Source organism: Microbulbifer sp. (assembly GCF_036563125.1).
Classification (GTDB): domain Bacteria; phylum Pseudomonadota; class Gammaproteobacteria; order Pseudomonadales; family Cellvibrionaceae; genus Microbulbifer.
Window position 1 is genome coordinate 1 of the sequence record NZ_DATCMV010000113.1, and the last position, 20,669, is coordinate 20,669.

18 protein-coding genes are annotated in these 20,669 nt (G+C 57.1%); 17 read left to right on the forward strand and 1 reads right to left on the reverse strand.

Translation table 11 applies throughout. The features are described 5' to 3' along the window. Nucleotides 1-179 precede the first annotated feature (179 nt). Together VIL80_RS09175 and VIL80_RS09180 are read left to right on the forward strand one after the other, a co-directional pair. Nucleotides 180-1,847, forward strand: a complete 1,668-nt coding sequence (locus VIL80_RS09175; protein WP_332035811.1) for a beta-helix domain-containing protein — start codon at nucleotides 180-182, stop codon at nucleotides 1,845-1,847. A 166-nt stretch (nucleotides 1,848-2,013) separates the two neighbouring features. Then, nucleotides 2,014-4,737 carry a TonB-dependent receptor domain-containing protein gene (locus tag VIL80_RS09180; RefSeq protein WP_332035812.1) on the forward strand — a complete coding sequence of 908 codons (2,724 nt, stop codon included), beginning with the start codon at nucleotides 2,014-2,016 and terminating at the stop codon, nucleotides 4,735-4,737. 176 nt (nucleotides 4,738-4,913) lie between these two features. Here VIL80_RS09180 and VIL80_RS09185 read toward each other — a convergent pair whose 3' ends face one another. After that, nucleotides 4,914-6,536, reverse strand: coding sequence for an electron transfer flavoprotein-ubiquinone oxidoreductase (locus VIL80_RS09185; protein WP_332035864.1), 1,623 nt, complete (start codon nucleotides 6,534-6,536; stop codon nucleotides 4,914-4,916). Nucleotides 6,537-6,990: 454 nt separating this feature from the next. Between VIL80_RS09185 and VIL80_RS09190 the strand changes: the two genes are divergently transcribed. From VIL80_RS09190 to VIL80_RS09260, 15 genes are all read left to right on the forward strand, one after another. Next, entirely contained in the window at nucleotides 6,991-7,740 is a 750-nt protein-coding gene (locus VIL80_RS09190) for an electron transfer flavoprotein subunit beta/FixA family protein (protein ID WP_332035813.1), read from the forward strand. Beyond that, nucleotides 7,740-8,669 (forward strand): electron transfer flavoprotein subunit alpha/FixB family protein, encoded by a 930-nt coding sequence (locus tag VIL80_RS09195; protein ID WP_332035814.1) that lies wholly within the window; start codon nucleotides 7,740-7,742, stop codon nucleotides 8,667-8,669. The genes VIL80_RS09190 and VIL80_RS09195 overlap by 1 nt, the downstream gene beginning before the upstream one ends. 224 nt (nucleotides 8,670-8,893) lie before the next feature. Further along, nucleotides 8,894-9,580: a type II secretion system protein N gene (locus VIL80_RS09200; protein ID WP_332035815.1), complete on the forward strand. Its 687-nt coding sequence runs from the start codon at nucleotides 8,894-8,896 to the stop codon at nucleotides 9,578-9,580. 208 nt (nucleotides 9,581-9,788) lie between these two features. Beyond that, the gene (gspD, locus tag VIL80_RS09205) at nucleotides 9,789-11,651 is read left to right on the forward strand and encodes a type II secretion system secretin GspD (RefSeq protein WP_332035816.1); all 1,863 of its coding nucleotides are present in this window, start codon (nucleotides 9,789-9,791) and stop codon (nucleotides 11,649-11,651) included. Then, nucleotides 11,651-13,129 carry a type II secretion system ATPase GspE gene (gene gspE / locus VIL80_RS09210; protein ID WP_332035817.1) on the forward strand — a complete coding sequence of 493 codons (1,479 nt, stop codon included), beginning with the start codon at nucleotides 11,651-11,653 and terminating at the stop codon, nucleotides 13,127-13,129. The genes gspD and gspE overlap by 1 nt, the downstream gene beginning before the upstream one ends. Before the next feature lies 1 nt (nucleotide 13,130). Continuing rightward, nucleotides 13,131-14,351, forward strand: a complete 1,221-nt coding sequence (gene gspF / locus VIL80_RS09215; protein ID WP_332035818.1) for a type II secretion system inner membrane protein GspF — start codon at nucleotides 13,131-13,133, stop codon at nucleotides 14,349-14,351. An 86-nt stretch (nucleotides 14,352-14,437) separates the two neighbouring features. Next, the gene (gene gspG / locus VIL80_RS09220) at nucleotides 14,438-14,866 is read left to right on the forward strand and encodes a type II secretion system major pseudopilin GspG (protein WP_332035819.1); all 429 of its coding nucleotides are present in this window, start codon (nucleotides 14,438-14,440) and stop codon (nucleotides 14,864-14,866) included. Between the two features lie 18 nt (nucleotides 14,867-14,884). After that, a complete protein-coding gene (locus VIL80_RS09225) occupies nucleotides 14,885-15,493 on the forward strand; it encodes a type II secretion system protein (RefSeq protein ID WP_332035820.1) in 609 nt (202 codons plus the stop codon). A 22-nt stretch (nucleotides 15,494-15,515) separates the two neighbouring features. Further along, nucleotides 15,516-15,899, forward strand: a complete 384-nt coding sequence (gspI, locus tag VIL80_RS09230; RefSeq protein WP_332035821.1) for a type II secretion system minor pseudopilin GspI — start codon at nucleotides 15,516-15,518, stop codon at nucleotides 15,897-15,899. Continuing rightward, nucleotides 15,896-16,744, forward strand: a complete 849-nt coding sequence (gene gspJ, locus VIL80_RS09235) for a type II secretion system minor pseudopilin GspJ (protein WP_332035822.1) — start codon at nucleotides 15,896-15,898, stop codon at nucleotides 16,742-16,744. The genes gspI and gspJ overlap by 4 nt, the downstream gene beginning before the upstream one ends. Then, nucleotides 16,741-17,715, forward strand: coding sequence for a type II secretion system minor pseudopilin GspK (gspK, locus tag VIL80_RS09240; RefSeq protein ID WP_332035823.1), 975 nt, complete (start codon nucleotides 16,741-16,743; stop codon nucleotides 17,713-17,715). Before gspJ ends, gspK begins: the two co-directional genes overlap by 4 nt. Further along, entirely contained in the window at nucleotides 17,716-19,107 is a 1,392-nt protein-coding gene (gene gspL, locus VIL80_RS09245; protein WP_332035824.1) for a type II secretion system protein GspL, read from the forward strand. Between the two features lie 71 nt (nucleotides 19,108-19,178). Then, nucleotides 19,179-19,667 carry a type II secretion system protein M gene (locus VIL80_RS09250; protein ID WP_332035825.1) on the forward strand — a complete coding sequence of 163 codons (489 nt, stop codon included), beginning with the start codon at nucleotides 19,179-19,181 and terminating at the stop codon, nucleotides 19,665-19,667. A 355-nt stretch (nucleotides 19,668-20,022) separates the two neighbouring features. Next, nucleotides 20,023-20,292 (forward strand): acetyltransferase, encoded by a 270-nt coding sequence (locus tag VIL80_RS09255; protein ID WP_318954045.1) that lies wholly within the window; start codon nucleotides 20,023-20,025, stop codon nucleotides 20,290-20,292. A gap of 145 nt (nucleotides 20,293-20,437) precedes the next feature. Then, nucleotides 20,438-20,644, forward strand: a complete 207-nt coding sequence (locus VIL80_RS09260) for a DUF2788 domain-containing protein (protein ID WP_318954046.1) — start codon at nucleotides 20,438-20,440, stop codon at nucleotides 20,642-20,644. The last annotated feature ends 25 nt before the right edge of the window (nucleotides 20,645-20,669 follow it).

Sequence of the window (20,669 nt, forward strand, 5' to 3'; positions counted from 1 at the left end):
ATTTGTAATTAATCTTTCATATTGAAATTTTTTTGCCGTATTCGAATCGTTTTTTGTTTCACTGCTGTTATTCGTAACATTTTCGCAACACTCCCTTCCTAGACTCCCCCTCGTCCAAATTGCTTTGGCCCAAAAAAATAGTCACGGATTAATTCACTTCATCCTTGTTAGGGGGATCCATGAAACTTGTAACCAAGAAGTTGCTGCTTGCGGCTGCTATCACTGGTCTGCTGGCTGGCTGTGACAGCGGCGGTATCAATATTGCTCCAGTTAACGAAGATAATTCTGTAGACAACTCTACTGGTGGCAGCGACAACGGTGGCAATCAAAGCAATCCGTGTGCTTCCTATGAAAAAGCCGGTCAAGTTAAGCAGGGTGCCTTCAACTCTGCTACCGGAAACTGTACCTACAACGCAAGCTTCGTTGACTCCGGTAACCCACTGACCGTTGATCTGGTTATTCCGGCACTGGAAAACGGTGGCGCACACATTTTTGAGGGCAGTCTGTTCGTCGGTAACAACTACGACGACGATACCACCATGGCTGCTGCCGGCATCGCTGAAGGCGGTGACGGTGCCAAGCTGACGGTTCAGGCCGGTGCCACCGTTGCTTTCCCGAATAGTACCAAGTTTATGGTGGTCAACCGTGGTTCCCAGCTGCTTGCGGTTGGCACTGCGCAAGATCCCATCACCTTTACTTCCCTTTCTGACGTTGAAGGCACTGTTGGTGCCGAAGATGTGCAGCAGTGGGGCGGTATGGTTATTAACGGTTTCGGTATCACCAACAAGTGTTCCTACGACGCGGAACTGAAAACTTCTGAGTGCCACGTTCTGGCGGAAGGTTCTGCTGGCAAAGATCAGTCGAACTACGGTGGTGACAACAACAACGACAGTTCCGGTCAAATGGAATACGTTCGTGTCAAACACACCGGTGCAGAAGTGTCTAACGGTGACGAGCTGAACGGTATCAGCTTTGGCGCGGTTGGTGGCGGTACCATCGTCAAGAACCTGCAGGTGTACTCCACTTACGATGACGGCATCGAAATGTTCGGTGGTGCGGTAAGTTTTGAAAACTACGTTGCCCTGTACGTACGCGATGATTCCATTGATATCGACGAAGGCTGGAGCGGTTCTATTACCAATGCCCTGGTTATCCAGAGTGCAACCGACGGTAACCACTGTATCGAGTCCGACGGTATTGGATCTTACGACGCTGCTAATGACTACTCCGCACTGATCGCTGCTGGCCTGAACAGCCGTCCGGTGATTGATGGTCTTACCTGCATCATCTCTGGTGCTGGCGCAGACACCGTTACCCACGATCCGAGTGCCGGCTGGCGCTTCCGTGAGGGTATCTACCCGATGATCACCAACTCCATGGTGATCGGCTCTTTCAATGTTGATGGCACAGGTGCTGACGGCAGCAACTACTGTCTGCGCGTAGAGAGCGACGAGACGATCGCGGCTCTGGAAGCGGGTGCCGATGCAGCGATCACTTCCAACATCTTTGCATGTACCGACAAAACCAAGGGTGGTCCGATCGGCGTGGATACTCTGCAGGCGTGGGCGGAAGCTAACGGCAACGTTTTCGCCAACGTTCCGGCTGATGCCGCTCTGAACCCGACTGCGGCCGCTGACACCGGCTTCCAGGTACTCGAAGGTACTCCGTCAATCTTCTCCATCGCCACTGGCAGCATGATGGTGAACGATGCTGCGATCACCATCTCTCCGGTTGAGCGTGCTTTCTTCGGCGCCCTGAGCACTGGTGGCAGCGACTGGACCCAGGGTTGGACCTACGGTCTTCATGAAGGCAGCCGCGCGCAAGCTCTTTGGTTTGAGCAGCAGTAATGGCTGGGTGAGATCGGGAGTTTGAACCTCCCGATCTTGAAGGGCGCCGCCCTCAAGCAATGGGGACGGCGCCCTGTTTGATTCTGACGTAAGTAATTGGAAGATCTATTTATTACTCAGATCAAGCTTGCAGAACAACAAGCAGGAACGGTAAGAGGCCTGGGAAATGATTAAGCACGAAAAATTTCAACGAGCGCCGCTGGTACTGGCTATCGCCACGGCCTCCGTCATTGCTCCTAATGTATTTGCGCAAGTGGCGATGGATAGCATCGCTGGCCCGCAAGCGCAGCAAATTGAAGAAGTCATGGTTCAAGGGCGCCTGAAGGACTCTGCGGAAACGCTGGTCATGGAGCGCCTGGATGACGAAGTGGTGACCGATATTCTCGGTTCCGAAATGATTGGCCGTGTGGGCGATTCTACCGTTGCTGCAGCATTGCGCCGGGTATCGGGCCTGTCTCTGGTCAATGACAAATTTGTATATGTCCGCGGTCTCGGTGAGCGTTACTCCAGCACTACCCTGAATGGTGCAACGGTGCCTTCACCCGATCTGACCCGGAACGTGATTCCGCTGGATATTTTCCCGACTTCCGTAGTGGACTCCCTGGCCGTACAAAAATCCTATTCGGCCGATCAGGCGGCCACTTTTGGCGGTGGTAACGTTGATATCCGTACCAAGAGTATCCCCGATTCGTTGACCTACTCCTTCGAACTGGGCAGCGGTATGAATACCGAAACCGACGGTAACGTGCTCAGCTATAACGGCGGTGGCGATGATGATTTCGGTACCGACGATGGTACCCGCGCAATGCCGGCGGAACTGCAGGCAGCGCTGCAGCGCTTTAAGGGCCGTCTGGGGGTTCAGGATATTCGCCAGGTGCTTGAGGCGGAAGGCAACGTTTATGACTCTGCCTCGGAAGCGATCGCTGCGGCCCAGCAGGTTAATCGTGAATTGGCCCTGAATCTGAATCGCGACGTAAGCCTGGAAGAAGAGTCCAGCAAGCCTGATATGGACGTGAAAGCCAGTGTCGGCAATAGCTTTATTCTCAGCGATGACTGGGAAATTGGATTTCTGGCTGGAGGTTCTTACAAGAACCGTTGGCGTGAAGAGGAGACCATCAAGCGCGCCTACGGTTTCCCGGAAGAGCGCATTGATACCGAAAACACTTCAACTTATTCAGTGGATCTGAGTGCTAACGTGAACCTGGGCGTGCGTTATGCAGATGAGCAGGAGGTCACCTTTACCAGCCTCTATCTGCGCAATACGGATGACGATGCTTCCATTCGCGATTACTTCAATGAAAACCGGGAAGTTTCCGACCGCCGTGGATTCCGCGAGTACGCGCTCAAGTACGAAGAGCGTGATTTGATGCTCAACCAGGTCAAAGGTAGTCACCAGATGGGGCCGGCCAGCAAGGCGCTGGTGCCGGGTGGCCTGTTGAACTGGGCTCCAGAAGAATTGGTTGTAGATTGGTTCTATTCCGATGCAACCGCGCAAACCGATATTCCCAATGAAGTAAGTATCAGTGCTGATACCATCACCAATGCCGCTGGCGAGGTGGTCACTTCTGCCGTGAGCACTGGCGTTAACAGTTCTGCGTTCCGTTTCACTGAGCTGAAAGACCAGGTCACCAATTACGGTTGGAGCGCTACTCTGCCTGTTGAATTTTCCAGTTCAACCCTGGAGCTGAGTGGCGGATACGCGCGTACCGAGAAGGGGCGTACGTACAAGCAGACTGAATTCCGCCTCGGTGCGCTTACCGTAGCTGACTCCGGCTCACTGGGTGGCAGCTTGAGTGATGTATTCGGTGATGACCAGATCACCAATGGGGAAAACAACTACGTGTTCGACCGCGCGGGTGCGAACAACCAGAGCTATATTGCTGCGACCCTGACGGATGCCGCCTTCGGCAAGGTTGATTGGACTCTAAACGAAACCTGGCGTCTTTCCGCCGGTGCTCGCTGGGAGGAGTACAACCAGGTGGCGCTGGATTGGAACCCCTACGGCTACACGCTGGACGATCCGCAGATCACCAATGATCCGGAAGAGCTGCGTGAAGCTACCTATATAGAAGATGCGGTTTACCCGTCTGTATCTTTGACGTACATGGGTTCGCTGTGGGCGGAAACCTTCCAGCTCCGTTTCGGTGCCAGTAAAACATCCGTACGCCCGGACCTGCGCGAGATTACCGACGCAATCTACATTGACCCGATTACCGATGAGCAGATCAAGGGCAACCCCAATGCGCGTCCGTCTGAAATTACCAATATCGATCTCCGCGGGGAATGGTTCTTTGATAATGGCGATAACCTGACAATCTCTGCTTACTACAAAGATATCGCGGACCCGATCGAATTCTTCGAGCTGGCATCCAGTGATACCAACGTGGCGCGTGAAATCATTAATGCGGAATCCGGTGAGATCACTGGCATTGAAATCGAGGGTCTGAAGACGCTTGGCTTCATGGGTGAATTCATGGATAGCTTCTTCCTGCAGGGCAACCTGACGGTGCAGGAGACCGAGCTGGAAGCTGGATCCGAAGCGGACGCCCCGACCAATCCGGTGCGCGATATGACAGGTGCCTCCGACTATGTGGTGAACATGCTGATTGGCTTTGATTCACCGGACGGCAACCACTCGGCAACCCTGGGCTACAACATGTTTGGTGATCGTCTGTACCTGGCGGGCCGTAATGGTGCGCCGGATGCCTACGAACAGCCGTTCCACTCGCTGGACCTGACTTACTCCTGGTATCCGACATCGGAAATCACCGTCAAGGCCAAGATGCAGAACCTGCTGGATGAGGCTATTGAGATTGAGCGTGCTGGCGTAATCGTGTTTGAAGAGAAGCCCGGTCAGTCATTCTCGCTGAGTGCACAGTACCAATTCTAAAAAACGGTAAGAATTCCTGAGGGCCACAAACCACTAGGGATTGCTGATACGCCAGGTGCCGGCAACGGCACCTGGCTTTTTTTATTGGCCTGTCACCTGTTCCGAAATCGGTTGATAAAGATCGGGCATAAAAAAGGGCACCATTGGTGCCCTGAATAACTGACTGCTTCAGTAATTTACATGTTGGGGTAGTTGGGGCCGCCGCCGCCTTCCGGTGCCACCCACACAATATTCTGGGTGGGATCTTTGATGTCGCAGGTTTTGCAGTGTACGCAGTTCTGCGCATTGATCTGGAAGCGTTTGCTGCCGGCTTCTTCAATCACTTCGTATACCCCGGCAGGGCAGTAGCGCTGCGCGGGTTCGTCGTAGATCGGCAGGTTGTGGTTCAGCGGAATGTCGCTGTCCTTCAGGGTCAGGTGGCAGGGCTGGTCTTCCTCGTGGTTGGTGTTGGAAATAAACACCGAGGAGAGCTTGTCGAAGCTCAGCTTGCCATCCGGTTTCGGATAATTGATTTTTTTACAGTCGGCTGCGGGCTTCAGCTGGGCATGGTCCGCTTTGCTGTCGCTCAGGGTCCAGGGCAGTTTGCCCTTGAACAGGTTGATGTCGATGAATGCATAGGCGGAGCCAATGATGTTGCCCCACTTGTGCTGTGCCGGACCGAAGTTGCGCTGCATGTGCAGCTCTTTCCAGGCCCAGCTGTTTTTGTAGCGCTCGCTGTAATCGGTGAGTTCGTCGCTCGCGCGCTCCGCCGCCAGTGCTTCGGCAACGGATTCCGCCGCCAGCATGCCGGATTTCATCGCGGTGTGGTTGCCCTTGATCTTTGCGAAATTCAGGGTGCCGGCATCGTCGCCGATCAGCAGGCCGCCGGGAAAGGTCATCTTCGGCTGTGACTGCAGGCCGCCCTTGACGATAGCGCGGGCGCCGTAGGCGATGCGCTGACCGCCTTCCAGGTACTGCTTGATCACCGGGTGGTGCTTGTAGCGCTGGAATTCGTCGAACGGGCTAACGTGCGGGTTGCTGTAGGAGAGGTCGGTAATCAGGCCAACCACTACCTGGTCGTCTTCCAGGTGATAGAGGAAGCCACCACCGGCAGAGCCGGATTCATCCAGTGGCCAACCGGCAGTGTGGACCACCAGACCCTGCTGGTGTTTGGCACTGTCGACCTTCCAGATTTCCTTGATACCAATACCGTAATGCTGGGGATCGCGGTTGGCATCCAGGGAGAACTTGGCGATCAGCTGCTTGCCCAGATGGCCGCGGCAACCTTCGGCAAACAGAGTGTATTTGGCGTGCAGCTCCATGCCCGGCATGTAGCTGTCTTTTTGCTCGCCGTTGGCGCCGACGCCCATGTCGCCGGTGGCAATACCTTTGACCGAGCCGTCTTCATTGTACAGAACTTCGGCAGCGGCAAAGCCCGGGAAGATCTCGACGCCCAGAGCTTCGGCCTGTTCAGCGAGCCAGCGGCACAGGTTGCCCAGGCTGATGATGTAGTTGCCCTCGTTGTGCATGGTGCTCGGCACCAGTGCATTGGGGACTTTGAGTGACGCTTCGGGGCCGCGCAGTACGTAGATGTCGTCGCCCTTGACGGCAGTCTCCAGTGGCGCTCCGCGCTCTTTCCAGTCCGGGAAGAGTTCGTTCAGGGCGGTTGGTTCAAATACTGCGCCGGACAGGATGTGCGCGCCCACCTCGGAGCCTTTTTCCACTACGCAAACGGAAATGTCTTCATTGATCTGACGCAGTTTGCACGCGGCGGCAAGTCCGGCGGGGCCGGCGCCCACGATCACTACGTCGTATTCCATTGACTCGCGTTCCACAGGTCACTCCTCAGCATATGTAGTTATTCAGCCGCCGAATTATGGCCGGCCCTTTTTAAACCGATGCATTATATAGAGCATCGAACAAGCCTACCAATTGCAGGATTTTTCAATTCCGCTGGCAAAAGCAGTGCAGACCGGAGCGTTTCGGTCATGAAAATATACCTGAATTATGGCCTGAAATTGATCTTGTGAATGGCTGCTAGGCTTAGTATTCAACTATTGATTTTGCCTTTTGAAAGGGCCAACATACACGCCGCTCAAACAACTGTTTGAACTTGCGGGGGGCCCGCAGGTGCCTGATTTCTCCCGCTGCAGGCGGGATAGGCTGGGCCGCCATGTACTCGGCCGGGAGGCTGCCCGAGTTACCCATGTTGCGTCAGCGCTGTGATGGCTGCGGGCTCGCAACTTCCAAGTAGACTACTGAGACGGGATTTTCATGAAAGTTCTTGTAGCTGTGAAACGCGTTGTGGATTACAACGTGAAAGTCCGCCCCAAGGCGGATGGTTCTGATGTGGACATTGCGAATGTGAAGATGTCCATCAACCCCTTCTGCGAAATCGCGGTTGAAGAAGCGGTTCGCCTGAAAGAGAAGGGTGTGGTCAGCGAGATCGTCGCTGTTTCCATGGGCCCAAAACAGTGTCAGGAACAGATTCGCACTGCGCTGGCACTGGGTGCCGATCGGGGTATCCTGGTCGAGACCGATGCCGAACTGCAGCCGCTGGCGGTTGCCAAGTGTTTGAAGGCGCTGGTGGAAAAAGAAGCACCGCAACTGGTCATTCTCGGCAAGCAAACCATCGACGGCGACAACAATCAGACGGGCCAGATGCTGGCAGCGCTCACCGGTATGGGGCAGGGCACCTTTGCCTCCGAGGTGAATGTTGAAGACGCTTCAGTCAAGGTAACCCGTGAAATCGACGGCGGCCTGCAGACCGTTGAGCTGAAACTGCCCGCGGTAGTCACCACCGACCTGCGCCTGAACGAGCCGCGCTACGCCTCTCTCCCCAATATCATGAAGGCCAAGAAAAAGCCGCTTGATACCACCACCCCGGATGAGCTGGGTGTGGACATTGCCCCGCGCACCAAAACCCTGAAAGTCGAGCCGCCGGCCGAGCGTCAGGCTGGCATCAAGGTTGCCGATGTGGCAGAACTGGTGGAAAAACTGAAAAGCGAGGCGAAAGTAATCTGATGAGCATTCTTGTAATTGCAGAGCACGATAACGCCGAGCTGAAAGGCGCAACTCTCAATACTATCGCTGCGGCCAAGGCCATCGGTGGCGATATCGACGTGCTGGTTGCCGGTAGCGGCTGTGGCGCAGTAGCTGAAGCTGCCGCCAAGGCTGATGGCGTGAGCAAGGTTCTGGTAGCGGACAATGCCGCTTACGAGCATCAGCTGGCAGAGAATGTGGCCAAACTGGTGGCGGACCTGGGTAAGAACTACAGCCACGTACTGGCGCCGGCCACTACTACTGGCAAGAACATGCTGCCGCGTGCGGCGGCGCTGCTGGATGTGCAGCCGCTGTCTGACATCATCGCGGTAGAAAGCCCGGACACTTTCAAGCGTCCGATCTACGCCGGTAACGTGATTGCGACCGTTCAGAGCTCTGATGCCATCAAGGTGGCGTCTGTGCGTACCACTGCATTTGACCCGGTTGCGGCGGAAGGTGGCAGTGCAGCAGTGGAGCAGGTGAGCATCGTCGATGACGCCGGCCTCTCTAAATTCGTGGGCGAAGAACTGGCGAAATCTGACCGTCCGGAACTCACCGCCGCGCGTGTGGTCATTTCTGGTGGTCGCGGTATGCAGAATGGCGACAACTTTGAACTGCTGTACAAGGTTGCCGACAAGCTGGGTGCAGCGGTTGGTGCATCCCGCGCTGCGGTTGATGCCGGCTTCGTGCCCAACGACATGCAGGTCGGTCAGACCGGCAAGATCGTTGCCCCGGATCTGTATATTGCAGTAGGTATTTCCGGAGCCATCCAGCACCTGGCTGGTATGAAGGACTCCAAAGTGATCGTCGCCATCAACAAGGATGAAGAAGCGCCCATCTTCTCCGTGGCGGACTATGGCCTGGTAGCGGATCTGTTTGATGCGGTACCTGAGCTTGAAACAAAACTGTAACTGGTAAGAAATATACTGGGATCAGTGAAAGGGCGGCGCAAGCCGCCTTTTTTATTGATGCGGAGCATTGGGGCCTGTGCTGCAATAGTTTTGAAGTGGTTAAGTTTTGTTCTTATGTGGGCGGTAACGTTGCCTTTCTCGGTTCAAGCCACGAGAATAGGCGCCCAATAAAGAATAAGAGCTGTCTGTAGTACGGCAGCCATCTATTAGAGGCGGGTCTAGTCATGTCTTTAGTGAAGCGTACAATCACATCCGCTCTGCAGGGTTCCGCCGCCACAGCGGGGGCCAACACGGCAAAACGTAGTCTGCTGGCAACCACCGCGGTCATCGGCGGCTGGTTTGCGGTGAACCTTCTGGCCTATGGGCATCTCGCCGTTCCGACTGATACCGATAGTGGCCTGCTCGCGGAGCGCAGCACGCGCAGTGTTGGTACCAATGCCGCGGTTTCACTGCCGGCCACCGCGTTTTTCGGTGTTGCTGCCGTAAAAACGGAAGCCGTGCCCGAAATTGACCTCGCCAACATTCCCATTACGCAGTTGAATCTGGTACTTTCCGGCGTGCTCAGTAGCAGCGTCAATGATCGTGCCAGTGCACTCGTATCTGAGCGCGGTAAGCCCGCGGAGCGTGTTTATGTGGGGCACAAGCTGCCCGGTGGCGCAGAAGTCTACTCCGTTGAGGTCGATCATATTATTCTTCGTCGCAACGGGCAGATGGAAAAACTGACCTATCCGGATGCTGATGGGCGCCCCACAGTGCCAAAACAGTACGCCAGTTACGCGCAACAGGCCGCCGAGGTCATCAGTGCCAATGCGGCGTCTGACCGTGCGGACAAGCAACAGTCAATTCGCGAACGCCTTGAGCAGTTGCGTGAAATGGCGAGGGACCGGCAGGGCGCGCGATCTGCGAACTGAACCGGTTTAAAGCGCCCGAGGGGGATTGGGCGCAATATTTAAGACCATCACAACTGAACAGATAAGAATTAGAGCCAGATTTATAATGATTCGCGTGTTTCACCGACGACTGGTATCAGTCGCCCTGAGTTTTTTGTTGTCGTTTTCGGTGCTGGCTCAGACGTCCACGGAGAGGGTGCGGAGCACGCCTGAGCGGGTAACGCTTTCGTTGGATAACGCCGATATTCGCGACCTGATCAATTGGGCGGCGGACTTCACCGGCAAGAACATCATCGTCCACCCCAATGTTAAGGGAAAGGTTACCGTGGTCGCCGGTGACCCGATGACCCATGAGCAGGCATTCGACGTGTTCATGTCGGTGCTGCAGGTCAACGGCTTTAGCCTGGTGGAGCAGGGCGATGCCTGGAAGGTGGTGCCGGATGCACTTGCCAAGCAGCAGGCAATCCCGGTGGTGGATGACCTGACTCGCGCGCCCGGCGAAGCGCTGGTTGTACGCACCGTAAAGATCGATAACATTTCTGCAGCTCAGCTGATCGCCATGCTGCGACCGCTTATTCCCCAGACTGGCCACCTGGCCGCCTATGCAGATACCAACACCCTGATTGTTGCCGACCGCGCCGCGAACATTGAGCAGATCGTACGCCTGATCAAACAGCTCGATCGCGCTGGCGCCATTGACATCGAGCTGGTACCGCTGGAGTTCGCCTCTGCCAAAGAGGTCAAGCAGGTGATCAATGAGCTGCTGCAGGGCGGTGGCAAGCAGGCGGGCAGCGATGTCCAGCCGCTGCGCATTGCCGTAGATGAGCGCTCCAACGCGATTCTGCTGACCGGCGACCCGGTTATCCGTCAACAGCTGAAAAAAATCATCGAGCGCCTTGACCAGCCGCTCTCCGGTGAGGGCAACACCGCGGTGGTTTACGTGCAGTACGCCAGTGCCACAGATCTGAAGCCGATCCTTGAGGGTATGAGTGGCAGCATCCAGAAGACGGAAAAGGACCAGCAGGTTGCGGATGTCGAGGTCAGCATTCAGGTCAACGAAGAGCTTAACGCGCTGGTTCTCACTGCGCCGCCCTCGCTGCTGGAAACCATGAAGGGCGTTATCGCCAAGCTGGACGTGCGCCGCGCCCAGGTACTGATCGAAGCGATTATTGTCGAGGTAACCGAAGGTACCGGTAACAAACTGGGCGTGAAATGGATTGCCGGCAATAACGACGATGTTTTCGCCGGGTTTGAAAACGATTTTGCGGAGACCCCGATCATCGATGATGACGGCAATGTCCTCTCCGAATTCAATCCGTTTTCACTGTCTCCGCTGAACCTTGCGCGCTCCGGTCTCAACCTCGGTTTCCTTACCGGCACTGACGTGCGGGTTGCGGTCAATGCCATGGCCAGTGAGAACAACGCCAATATCCTGTCCACGCCGACCATCATGGCGCTGGATAACGAAGAAGCAGAGATCCTCGTCGGCCAGAACGTTCCGTTCATTACCGGCGAACAGTTGCTGTCCGGCAGCAATAACGATCCGTTCACGACCATTCAGCGTCAGGACGTGGGCACCACCCTCAAGGTCACGCCGCGGGTGAACAACAACAATTCCGTAACCCTGGAGATCGAGCAGAAGGTTGAGAACGTTCTTCCGGTCACCGGGCAGGCCGCGGACATCATCACCAGCAAGCGCGAAATCCGCACCAAGGTGCTGATCGACGATGGCGCCATTCTGGTGCTGGGCGGCTTGATCGAAGACAAGGTCACGGAAATCAACCAGAAGGTACCGCTGCTCGGCGATATCCCGGGGATCGGTCGCCTGTTCCGCAACTCGGACAAATCCGTCGACAAGACCAACCTGATGGTATTCCTGCGCCCGCGCATTCTGAGCAATCAGATTGCCGGCTACGAGGAAACCCGCCGCCGCTACCGCGACATGCAGGAGAAGCAACTGCAACTGCGCGACAACACCAGCCGTGTCTGGGACTGGAACCGCGGTGAAGTCCTGCCGGATCTACTGCCCCCCGCTGCCACCTATGAGCAGCAGGAAGAAGTGCCGCCTTTGGAGCCTGAGGACTTCAAATAATGACGGCGCTAGCGGTAAAACGTCTGCCTTACGCCTTCGCCAAGCGCCATCAGGTACTGCTGGCGGAAGTGGATGGCACGCCGGTGCTGCAATATGTGGCGCCGCTAACCCCGTCGGTGCTGGCGGAAGTGCAGCGCCTGTGCGAGCTGCCTCTGGGCGTCGCCGCGGTGGATCAGGAGAGCTTCCAGCAGTCTCTGCAGCGGCAGTATGAAAACCGCGAGGGTGGCAATCTTTCCGACGTGGAAAGCCTGGGAGATGACCTGGACCTGGCCGCGGTGGCGGATTCCCTGCCGGAAACTGAGGACCTGCTCGAGCAGGAAGACGATGCACCCATCGTCAAGCTGATCAATGCCATTTTTGCCGAGTCCCTGAAGCAGGGTGCCTCGGATATCCATATCGAAACCTTCGAGAAGCGCCTTGTGGTGCGGTTTCGGGTAGATGGTGTACTGCGGGAGGTGCTGCAGCCCCGCCGCGCGCTGGCGCCATTGCTGGTGTCACGCATCAAGGTCATGGCAAAGCTGGATATCGCGGAAAAACGCGTGCCCCAGGACGGCCGGATATCCCTGCTGATGGGCGGGCGCGAAGTGGACGTGCGGGTTTCCACCATGCCGTCCTCCGCTGGCGAGCGGGTGGTGATGCGCCTGCTGGACAAGCAGGCCGGCAAGATGGATCTGCGCAATCTCGGCATGGCCGAGCGCGATCTCAAGGTGATGATGGATTTGCTGGGGCGGCCCCACGGTATCCTGCTGGTTACCGGTCCTACCGGTTCCGGTAAAACCACCACCCTTTACGCGGGCCTCGCCAGTATCAATAACCGCGAGAAGAATATCCTCACGGTGGAAGATCCCGTGGAGTACAACCTGGAAGGCGTCGGCCAGACCCAGGTGAATACCAAGGCGGATATGACATTCGCTCGTGGTCTGCGCGCCATCCTGCGTCAGGACCCGGACGTGGTGATGGTCGGGGAGATTCGCGACCTCGAAACCATGCAGATCGCCATTCAGGCGAGTTTGACTGGTCACCTTGTTCTGTCCACGCTGCACACGAACACTGCGCTGGGCGCGGTTACACGCCTCGTGGATATGGGTATTGAACCGTTCCTGTTGTCCTCCAGTATCATCGGCGTGCTGGCACAGCGGCTGGTGCGGGTGCTCTGCCCGGAATGCCGCCAACCCCATGAAGCCGATGCCTTCGAGTGCCGCATGTTGGGTCTGGAGGAGGGCGCACGTGCCACCATCTACCGCCCCGGCGGCTGTGAAAAATGTAACCACAGCGGTTATCTCGGTCGCGTCGGTATCTATGAGCTGGTGCCGGTAAATGAGAGACTGCGCCAGATGATCCACGATCGCACTTCCGAAAGTGCACTGGTTCAGGAGGCCCGCAAATTGGGGCCGAGCATTCGCGACGACGGCATGGCCAAGGTGCTGGCGGGAATCACTTCACTGGAAGAAGTACTGCGGGTAACCCAGGAGTCCTGAGATGGGTGCATTCGAGTACACCGCCCTCAACAATGGCGGACGCAAAAATCGCGGCACGCTCGAGGCGGACAGCGCCAAGGCGGCGCGTCAGCAGCTGCGGGCGAAAGGCCTAATTCCGCTGGAGGTTACTCCCGCGGCAGATTCCACTGCCGCTTCCTCATCCGGCAACCTGCTTTCCGGCAGTCCGGGGCTTGGTATCAAGGCGCTGGCACTGCTGACGCGGCAGATTGCCACGCTGTTACGTGCCGGCATCCCCCTTGAAGAAACCCTTGGCGCCATCGCCAACCAGACCCGCAACCAGAAGGTGCGACGCATTGTACTCGCGGTCCGCGCCAAGGTACTTGAAGGTCACAGTTTCGCGCAGGCGCTGGGCAGCTTTCCCCGCGCATTCCCCAAGCTCTACCGCGCCACCGTGGAGGCCGGAGAGCACTCCGGGCATCTGGACGAGGTACTTGAGCGTCTCGGTGATTACACCGAAAACCAGCAGGTGTTCCGGCAGAAGGTGCAGCTGGCGCTGATTTACCCGCTGGTGCTGGTGGTCATCTGTGTGCTGGTGGTGACCGGTCTGATGGTATACGTGGTGCCCGACGTGATCGAAGTGTTTACCGGTACCGGCCAGCAGTTGCCCCTCGCTACCCGGATTCTCGTCTCCATCAGTGACTTTATTTCTGCCTGGGGCTGGATGATTCCTCCGGCAATCGTGTTGCTGGTGGTGTGCTGGATCCTACTGCTGCGCCAACCCGGGTTCCGCTATCGCTTCCATCACCGGCTGCTCGATATGCCGGTCGTCGGCTGGCTGGTGCGCGGTGGCCAGAGTGCGCGTTACGTGGGCACCTTGGCCATCCTGACCGGGAGCAGTGTGCCGCTGGTGCAGGCCATGGGCATCGCCAGTGGTGTTATGGGAAATGACTATTTGAAAGAGCGGCTGCAGGTCGCGCAGAAATTCGTACGCGAGGGCGGCAGTCTGCGGCGGGCACTGGAAGACGTGGAATACTTCCCGCCCATGATGACCTACATGATTGCCAGCGGCGAGTCCTCCGGCACCCTCGACCAGATGCTGGTGCGGGCGGCGGAAAACCAGGAACGCGATCTCCAGGGCGCGGTCACCGCCTTCGTCAGTCTGTTTGAGCCCATCATGTTGCTGGTGATGGCTGGGATCGTGCTGTTTATTGTGATGGCTATCATGATGCCCATCATGAGCATGAATCAGTTGGTGGTGTGACGACCGCCAGACCTGTTCAATAGATGAACAATGCGGCAAAGTATCAAGCTTGCTGGCCGCACAATCGCTTATATAAGAGGTGAAAAATGAGAAACATGCGTAAGAACGGGGGTTTTACCCTGATCGAAATCATGGTGGTGATCGTGATTCTGGGTGTGCTGGGTGCACTTGTGGTGCCGAACATTATGGGCCGCACCGGCGAGGCGCGAGTGAAGGCCGCGACTGTCGACCTGCGTGCCATCTCCACCGCGCTGGATATGTATCGCATGGACAATTTCGTGTACCCGAGCTCTGACCAGGGTCTGGAGGCGCTGGTGACCAAGCCGTCAGGATTTCCGGAAGCGAAGAACTGGACCGAGCCCTACCTGAAGAAGGCGCCGAAAGATCCGTGGGGCAACCAGTACCAGTACATTAGCCCCGGCAGCTCCGGCCCCTATGACCTGTTCAGCCTGGGTGCCGACGGCAAACCGGGTGGAGAGGGCGAATCCGCCGACCTGGTTGCGTCTGAACTCTGATACTGACCTGAAACAACCATGCGCGTTGCAGCCCGCTGCCAACGGGGTTTTACCCTGATCGAACTTCTGGTGGTGATTGTCATCATCGCCTCACTGGCGGGCATGGCAACGCTCTCCCTGAACAATACCGACAGCCGCAAGTGGACTGGTGAGGTCCAGCGGCTCGGTAACCTCCTACAGTTGGTGGCGGACCGCGCGCTCATCGATAAAGCCCATTACGGGGTGGTCTTTGAAGAGCGCAGTTATCAGGTGGTTCGCTACGACTCCAGCGCCATGAAATGGCAGGAAATCGATTTTTCCGCGGCGCCGAATGTCGCCAATGCCCGCCGTTTTGCCGCCCACGAGCTTCCGCCCAATATGCGTATCGAGGTGCTCTCGCAGACTGAAATGCCTGGTGCCACCAGTCAGCAATCGAGCTTTGGCGGTAATCGCAATAGCAGTGGTTCGCGTGGTGGCAAAGGTAAAGAGGAGCGGTTACCCCAGTTTGCAGCGCTCTCCAGTGGTGAGGTTCTGCCGGTGGAAATTGGCTTTTTTTTGCTGAAGGATGGCAAAGACGGCCGGGGCGCGATCATTTCCTACAGCACCCTGAATGGTAAGGAACTGGAGTGGCAGGCCGATGAATACTGAGTGCCGAGTTGCCCCACGACGAATGGCTGCCGGGCAGCAGGGCTTTACCCTGGTGGAGGTTCTGGTCGCGCTGGTCATTTTCGGGGTGATTGCCGCCAGCGTCCTCAAGACCATGCAGGACAGCGTGCGGCAGCAGACAGCGCTGGAAGAGCGCCTCGCTGCCAACTGGGTTGCGCAACAGGCTCTCGCCGAAATTCGCCTGCGTACCGAGTGGCCGCCACTGGGAAAGAAGACTGAAAAGCTGACCCTGTCTGAACGTGAGTGGCAGGTGAGCGCCGAAGTGACGGGCACTAGCGAGCCGAGAATGCGTCATATCGTTGTGCAAGTGGGTTGGCCGGACAAGCCGCCAATCCTCACCATCGATTCCTGGGTGGCACAGGCAGATTCCACCGCGGTGAGTCCATGAGTAGCTCGCAATTCAGCCGCAGCCGCGGCTTCACACTTATAGAAATCATGGTAGTGCTGGTGATCGTATCGATCATCGGCATCGGCTCCTATTCACTGCTGGAATCGTTTTTCACCACCGACCGTGTGCTCACGGCCCGTGCCGAGGAAATGCGTCGTCTCTCGATGGCCATGTACCGGCTGGATGACGACCTGCGCCAGCTGACGGTACGTCCAGTCAAAAATGCCTACAGCGGCTATGAGCCGGCATTCCAGGGCGTATCCAATGAATTCGAATTTACCCGCCTGGGGGCGGCCAACCTGACCGGTGAACCCCGAGGCAACCTCTTGCGCCTGCATTATGGGATCGGCTACCCGGAACAGGATTCGGTGCGCGGGCGGGAGCGCGATCAGGGTGACGACACCACGCTGCTGTTGCGCAGCCGCTGGCGCATACTTGATCGCGGCCCTGATTCGGAGCCGGTCGCTGAGCCCATTCTGGACGGCATCATCGATCTGAATCTGCGCTACTACGATCGAGATACCGAGGTGTGGCTGGCCCAGTGGCCGCCGGCGTCTTCCACCATGACACCGGGTGAGGTGGATCTGCGCCTGCCGGAAGCGATCGAGATCACCCTAGTAACCCGCAGTGCTGGCGAAATACGGCGTGTGTTTTCACTGCCTGAATATACGATCGAATATGGTGGTGGCTCTGGTTCCGGCGGCGATAACGGCGGCGATAACGGCGGCGACAGTGGCGGCGAAGATGAGGACGCAGGCGAAGGTGAAGGACGCAAAAGCGATGATCCCGGCAGCCGCGACGACGACGGCGATGGCGGTAAAGGTGATTCGGGGGAGTCTCAGTGATCCGCGCCGGTCTCCAGCAACAGCGGGGCGTCGCCCTGATTACCGTGCTGTTGGTAATGGTGATAGCCATTGCCGCAGTTACCCATGCGGTGACACGCAATCGCCTGGCGATTTCTCGTACCAGCGCCATTCTCGCCAACACCCAATTGGCCGAGTTCGTCCAGGGGGCCGAAGCCTGGGCCATCATCGCGTTGGAGAGGGACTTTGAGGAAGATCGGGTTGCGGGTAACGCCAGCGACAACCTGATGGAAGGTTGGGCCCAGCGACTTGCGGAATTCAATCCGGGAAATGGAAAAATCCGCATACAGATCAATGACTTGCAGTCTTGTTTTAATGTAAATAATTTAACCCAGCCTCGAGCTGGCAACGGGGCCAACGAAAACAGCGAAATCCTGAAGCGGCTGGTGCGCAATCTCGGCGGCAACCCGGAGAGCGCGCTCGCCATCGAAGACTGGTTAGATCCGGGCGATACACCACTTGCTTCAGACACCGAAGACAGCGGCTATCTCGGGCGGGAGCTGGCACACCGGACCCCAGACACCCTGATTACCGATGTATCTGAGCTGAGTGTGGTGCAGGGCATTGATGCGGAGGAGTGGCAGCGTATTGAGCCGCAACTGTGCGCATTGCCGGAGGTCGGCACCAGAATCAATGTAAATACCGCCTCCCAGGAGCTGCTGGCAGCGGTGTTCCCGAGTGCGAACATTCCCGGATTGATCACGCAGCGTGAGAGCGGTACCCCCTTTGCACAGATGGCGGACCTGTCGGGGTTCGGCATCAGTGGCGGGGGAGAAGTGGAATTCAACAGCGCGTATTATGTCGCGCATATCGCCGTGCAGCTGGGCCTGGAGCATCGCCAGTATTGGGAGTCCATTCTCAAGCTGGATTCCAGAACCGGTCGAGTCAAAGTAATACAACGCCAGCGGCGTGAATTTTCCGGGCAGTTATTGCAGGAATTACTGGGGGATTAATTGAGCCAGGAACTGAAATTATTGCGCCTGTGGGAGCCGGGTGCCGGAGCGTATACCGGCGACCGGGAGTTGCCCGCCGGCAGTGTACTCCTGCAGCACTGGCAAGCGGACGGTTGGCATCCTGTCGTTACCGGCCGCAATTTCCAGCGCGCGTTTGCGCCGGATGCTTCCGAGTCGATGCATGGGCAAGAAGAAGCGGCGGCGTTGGGTACCGCGGAAGGCGCCGAAGAGACGGCAGTCGGCGGCGATAACCAGGGTGAAACTGCTAGCTCGGAACCCTCTGAAGCAGGGGAGCTCGCATTCGAGCCCGGCGAGCGCGCCGTGCTCATCGTGCCTGGCAGCTGGGTGTGGAGCGGGCTGGAGACGGTGCCTCGTGCCGCGCGGCGCCAGAGCAGTGCACTGGGCTATATGGTTGAAGACCAGCTGGCCGAAGATGTGGAAGACCTCCACTTTGTTTGCGACCCGGTCGATGGCGACCTCTGTTGTGTGATGGCCATTGCCAGCGCCAAGCTGGATACGCTCAAGCAGCAGATTGAGCGCTTGGGCTGGCCGGTTATTGCCGCCATTCCTGAATACCGTGTGCTCGCCGATGGGGCCGGCTCATCTGTCTGGCTGGAACGGGATAAAGCACATTTCTGGCAGGGTTCCGGGCGGGGTCTTACCGTCAGTCGTCCGCTCGCAGGCATCATTGCGGAAAGTCTTTTTGCTTGCGATGACGAAGACGACGAGGCTGTATCCGGTGACCGGGAAGCCTCCATGCGCTTATATGGCGATGTTACCGAGTTGGAACTCGCGACCTTCCAACAGCTCGGGAGTGTCGAAGTTGTGGAAGTTGGCCCCGAGGCGGCATGGCTGAAGGCGCAGGGCTCCCATATCCCCGGGAACTTGCTGAGCGGTGATTACCAGATTTCCCTGAAAACTGACGCAGGCCCCTGGTGGAGAAAGCCGGCGATCGCGGCTGCCGCCTGTTTTGCGCTGCAGTTGGTGTTTTTCACGGGCGCGGGGATCTACTACAAGATCCAGGCGGGCAAGGCCGATGAGGCAGCCCGCAGCCTGTTCAGCGAAATCTTCCCTGGCGATTCACCGGGCATTGATCTGCGCCGCCAGGTAAATGGCTACCTGAATCAGTCCTCTGGTGGCGGAGGTGAATTTGCCAGCCAATTGCAACAACTGAGCGCGGTCTGGACTACGGGCAAACAGGGCGAGCTGAAACTGCAATCCCTGCGTTTCGATGGTAATCGCGGCGAATTGGTACTGCAGTTGCGCGCGGCCAACCTGGGTCAGCTTGATGCGGTGGTTGGCAAGCTCAACGATGGAAGCCAATTCAAAGCCGAGTTGCTCGCCGCCAACGAACTGGAAGACGGAGTGTCGGGGCGAATCCGGCTGCGCTGAAGCCTGCGGGCCAGATAATCAGTGGGCTGAGTGCCCGTTTAGATAACAACCAGATAGATCATCGACCGAATATGAAGCAGACGATAGAGCAGTGGCGCCGGAAATGGGCAGCCCTGCCAGCAAATGACCAGCGCGCGCTTGGAATGCTGGGGTTGTTCCTGGGTGCGGTATTCGTTGTGTTTGGCCTGTTTAAGCCGGCGCAATCGTTCTTCGACAATGCCCGTGCTGAGGCCGAGCAGTCGCGGGAGCTGGTGGCGTGGATTGAGAAACAGCGCCCGCAGCTCGAGCGCATTCAGCGCACCAGCGGTAGCCAGTCTCAGGCCCAGGGCACCCTGCTACAGCGGGTGACGGCGGCAGCCAATAATCACAAGGTCACGATCAAGCGGTTTGAACCCGAGGGGGACGGTCGCATCCGCCTTTGGATCGACGAAGCGCGCTATCAGGATCTGCAGCCCTGGCTCAATACCCTGCTGCAGCAGCGCTTTATCATCCGTTCGGTCAGTGTCGATGCTCTGGCGGAGGAGGGGATGGTATCGGCGCGATTGACACTGGAGCGGTAATTTAGACGGCGGCAGTCTGTTTATTCCGGATCCCCGGCGGCGTCTTATTGGGGTTTTACCGGCAGTCGACGAGGGGTTTTACTCGCGGTGCCGAGCGTGAATAGAAGTGTGGTCTAAGGGGCTGTTGAAGATTGTCCAGCTTGCACTATTTGAGGGTGTTTTTTGCTCGATCTTTCTGATTATTCGTTTTATTTGAGAAAAAGATATCTCACGGATTCGATTTTGTAAATTTTTAGCTCTTCTCCAGTCTTTGGTGTGGCGCCGAAAGCGCGCAAAATTGGGATGAAATTACGTCGGAGATGGCGCCAGATTCTCCCTATACTCAAGGGTATTGATGAGAAACAGGGGCCCAATAATGCTGTTAAGAGATGCTGGATCCAACCACCTTATCGATGTCGCCGATATCGTCACTCTCTCGAACCCCTATGAGCTGACCGTGGTCGGTCGGTATCTCTGGGGAGAAGAGGTGCAAGACCCTGAGGTATTCGACAAATCGCAATTGCTTTTCTTGTCTGGGGAGGCGTTGCCGCGCTGCTGGCACGACAGCCGCTACCGCGACCGGGAAGTCCGCCGTATCAAGTGTGGCACCCGTATCGACGACAGCGACTACTATCAAGGCGCGTAAATACATAGGTGGATTCCCAGCCCATCTGCCGCTAACTCGTGGTTTCGCACCCATAGCTCCTATACAATACGCGCCAATTTTTCTCCGGCTACTGGACGTCGGGGTGTGGTGTTAAGCCCGAGAATCGACGCGGAAAATTTGTGCCATGAGCTTTGAGTTGTTTGAAGAGTACTCCCTGTTATTGGGAATTGGCGGTCTGATCCTATTCATGATGTTTATCGTGTGGAATCTGGCCAAGGAGTCCAAAGCCGGACGTTTTGGCACCTTTATCTTGTTTATCGCCCTTGGCCTGGGCTTACTGGGTTTTGTGGTGAAAACCGTACTGGTTGAAGTCATGGGTGTGGGCCAGTAAGGTCTCAGTGACTCCTGACCCGCTG